The organism is Sandarakinorhabdus rubra, assembly GCF_010994245.1.
Taxonomy (GTDB): Bacteria; Pseudomonadota; Alphaproteobacteria; order Sphingomonadales; family Sphingomonadaceae; genus Sandarakinorhabdus; species Sandarakinorhabdus rubra.
Genome location: NZ_WMHO01000254.1, coordinates 1 through 3,263, shown reverse-complemented (window position 1 = coordinate 3,263; position 3,263 = coordinate 1). Strand labels below are relative to the sequence as shown.

At 67.4% G+C, this 3,263-nt stretch carries 4 protein-coding genes and 1 pseudogene; 1 reads left to right on the top strand and 4 read right to left on the bottom strand.

Annotated elements, in window-relative coordinates; translation table 11 throughout:
* Nucleotides 1-563 (top strand): tyrosine-type recombinase/integrase (locus GJV64_RS12835; RefSeq protein ID WP_164157701.1); only part of this gene is annotated, 563 nt, incomplete at its 5' end.
* An 18-nt stretch (nt 564-581) separates the two neighbouring features.
* On the opposite strand, the gene GJV64_RS12830 is transcribed toward GJV64_RS12835, so the two are convergent.
* The 4 genes and pseudogenes from GJV64_RS12830 to GJV64_RS12815 all read right to left on the bottom strand — a co-directional run.
* Nucleotides 582-1,010, bottom strand: coding sequence for a TadE/TadG family type IV pilus assembly protein (locus GJV64_RS12830; RefSeq protein ID WP_164157699.1), 429 nt, complete (start codon nt 1,008-1,010; stop codon nt 582-584).
* Nucleotides 1,007-1,468, bottom strand: coding sequence for a TadE/TadG family type IV pilus assembly protein (locus GJV64_RS12825; protein WP_164157697.1), 462 nt, complete (start codon nt 1,466-1,468; stop codon nt 1,007-1,009). The genes GJV64_RS12830 and GJV64_RS12825 overlap by 4 nt, the downstream gene beginning before the upstream one ends.
* Nucleotides 1,468-2,718, bottom strand: coding sequence for a pilus assembly protein TadG-related protein (locus GJV64_RS12820; RefSeq protein ID WP_408014998.1), 1,251 nt, complete (start codon nt 2,716-2,718; stop codon nt 1,468-1,470). The genes GJV64_RS12825 and GJV64_RS12820 overlap by 1 nt, the downstream gene beginning before the upstream one ends.
* Before the next feature lie 275 nt (nt 2,719-2,993).
* Nucleotides 2,994-3,263: pseudogene (locus GJV64_RS12815) on the bottom strand (M20/M25/M40 family metallo-hydrolase); the annotation flags it as partial.

Sequence of the window (3,263 nt, the reverse complement as noted above, 5' to 3'; positions counted from 1 at the left end):
GCGCTGTCAGCCCGGCCGATGTGCGCGAGCTGGTGGCGGTGGTGGAGGATGCCGCCCGCCAGCCGTGGGTGGCAGCGCGCGATGCGGCCGTGCTGCTGCTGCTCTATGGCGCCGGCTTGCGCATCGGCGAGGCGCTGTCGTTCACCGGGGCCGCGCTGCCGCTGGGCGAAACGCTGCTGGTCACCGGCAAGCGCAACAAGACCAGGGTGGTGCCGCTGCTGCCGCAGGTGCGCGCCGCCATCGACGATTATGTGCGGCTCTGCCCCTTCCCGATGGCGGCCGCTGCGCCGCTGTTCCGGGGGCTGCGGGGCGGCGCCCTCGATCCGGGCGCCGTGCGCCGCGCGGTGCAGGCGGCGCGCAGCGCACTTGCCCTGCCGGCCAGCGCCACGCCGCACGCGCTCAGGCACAGTTTCGCCACCCACCTCCTGGCGCGCGGGGCTGATCTTCGGCAGTTGCAGGAGCTGCTGGGCCACGCCAGCCTGTCGTCCACGCAGATCTACACGGCGGTGGATGCCGCGCAATTGCTGGATGCGTGGGCGGCGGCGCATCCGCGCGCCGACTGAACCCGCGGATCGTTTCCGTCAGATTTCCGGGCGGAAGGCGCGGCGCTGATAGGTCAGCGTGACCGTCGGCACGCTGATCAGCAGCAGGCTGATCCGCGGCGTGTAGCTGACCTGGATGTCCACGAAATCCTGGCCGTTGGCAGTGCCGGGGGTGACCGTGAAGCTGGGCGTCTCTCCCGAAATCAGCCCGAATGTGCGCGCCGTGAAGGCCGCGCGCATGTCGGAATCCGGGCGGCGTGGCCAAAGCGTGGCAACCCGGGCCGCCTCACCCAGGCCGTTCAGCACGCCGGCGCGGCCGAAATAGACCCGCGACAGGTTGAACAGCCCGAAGATCAGCATCGCCCAGATCGGCACGGTGAGGGCGAACTCGGCCGCGGTGGCGCCGCGCCGATCCCCGGCGAGACGGCGCGCAGGTGCCTGGGCCATGCGGGCGAGACGACGCATCATTGCGTGCGCACCGCGGCATCGCCGGTGATGATGAAGCCGCCACTGGGGCCGCTGCCGCGCACGAAGCCGCCGAAATTCAGCCCCGGAACATATTCGGCGCGCAGCACGATCGACACATAGCGCGCGCGCTGCTGGCCGCTGGCGCAGTTGGTGACATCGGCCGCCTGGCGGGCGCCATCGCACTCCAGCCAGGTGTCCATGCTGGAGCTGGTCAGCGGCTTGCCCCAGCGGGTCTGCGCTTCGGTGAGGGCAAAGCCGAATCCGTTGTTGAAGCTGCGTTTCGAGGCCACGGCCTCGATGCCGGCCTGGGCGGCCTGTTCCAGCGCCAGGCGGGTGGACCAGGCGTTCCCGAACTCCAGCGCGCCCAGCACCATGCCGCCGAACACCGGCAGCACCAGCGCGAACTCGGCGGCCGAACCGCCGTGCCGATCAGCGAACAAGGCAAGCAGCCGGCGCATCAGTTCATCAACCTGACGACGTTGCCCTTGATTGCGCTGCTGCCCGATCCCGACGGGCAGATGTTGCGGATCTGGCTGTTGCCGGTGAACACCAGCCGATAGCCGACCATCTGCAGGCAATCGATGTCCATGCCGCTGGTGCCGTTCATGCGCAGCTCGTTCTTCGGCACATAGATGGCACCGCGCAGGCGCGAGTTGGAATTGCCGTTGATGATGACCGAATCGGTCATCGCCGGGGTGCGCCGGTCCTGATAGACGAGCACGCCCTTGTAGGTGCCGGTGTCGGGCGCGGTGATGTTGAGCGTGGCGCCACCGTTGACCTTGGCAGTGGCGGCCACTGCCGTGGAACTGCCCGAACTATAGGCCGAATTGGTGAGAATGAAGGTGACATTGCTGCCGTTCACCACCGCCTGCGATCCGATGTCGAGGCTGCCGCCGTCGATGATGTAGACACCGTCGGCCAGGTTGGCGGTGCCCTGTATGTCGAGGCCGCCGCGATAGACACCGGGCTGCAGGCTGCGCGATCGGTTCGATTGCACGCGCACGTTGTTGTAGGTGGTGCCGCTCACCGACGGATCCGCCAGATCGGCGAACGGGTCGCGCTGCGAGACATTGTAGGGCTGGAACACCGTGCCGGTGGCGAAATTGCCGCCGTCGCGGATGGAACCGACCGCCGAGACCGGGCTGGCGAAGATGGTGGCGCTGCCTTGGCCGGACACGGCCGGTTCGCCAGTGGAATTGGCGTGCATGCCGCAACGCGCATCCACCGTGGTGTTGCCGCTGTTGGTGATGCCCACGGCCTGGCTGTCATCAAGGCTGATGATGCAATAGTCGCCGGCGCGTTCGAGGCCGGCCACGGCTTCCACCGCGACGGTGACACCACCATAGAAGATGCCGCTGAACGGCAGCCGCGATCTCGATGCCAGTCGCACGCGCACCGCCAGCGGGTTGCCAGCCTGTGGCCCGACGCTGGGCGCGTTCTCGATCAGCGGGGTGCCGGTGAGCGTGAAGTTCGAATTCTTGGCCAGGTCGGCCAAGGCGCCGCTCTGCGCGGTCTTGTTCTGGGTGAGGGCATAGGCGCCGGCGAGCGCTGCGGAATCGGCCTGGCGCTGGAGCGACCGGCGCACGAGCGTCCATTGTGCCGTGTCACTCGCCAGACCGGCAGCGCCGATCATCACCGGCACCAGCATCGCGGTGATCACCGCAACGTTGCCAGAGCGGCTGTCCCGCAGCCGATTGATGAAACGCACACCCACCATAACAGACCCTGTGTTTACGCCACCCGAACTGGCCGCAACTACCATGGAGTAGTAACGCAAAGTGAGTCAAAAAAGGGTTAATTGCAATATCCGCTGCTTATGGTGCCGGTCGATCCAAGGTAAACGGGTTTCAGCGGGCCTCACCCTCTTGCCACGATGAACATCGAATCGCCGCGCGAATCGGAAATTCTCTCGATTAACCTGCCATGATTCGCGCTGGACACATGGAGCACCGTCAATATTGGTTAACAGCTATTCGCCGTTGCTCAACCGGCCAGGCGGCGCAGCAGCGTCTCCCAATGGTCGAGCGCCGGGGCAATGGCAGCCTCCGGCACGCGTTCATCGAGGCCGTGGGCAAAATCATCCTCCCGCCGCATGAACCGGCCGTCGGTGCCATAGGACGGGATGCCCAGCGCGCGCCACCACACGCTGTCGGTGGCCCCTGCGCTCATGCCCGGCACCGCCTTCAGGCCCGGCGCGCGGGCCGACACCGCTGCCTGCACGGCGGCCAGCACGTCGGGGCGTAGCGGCGAGGC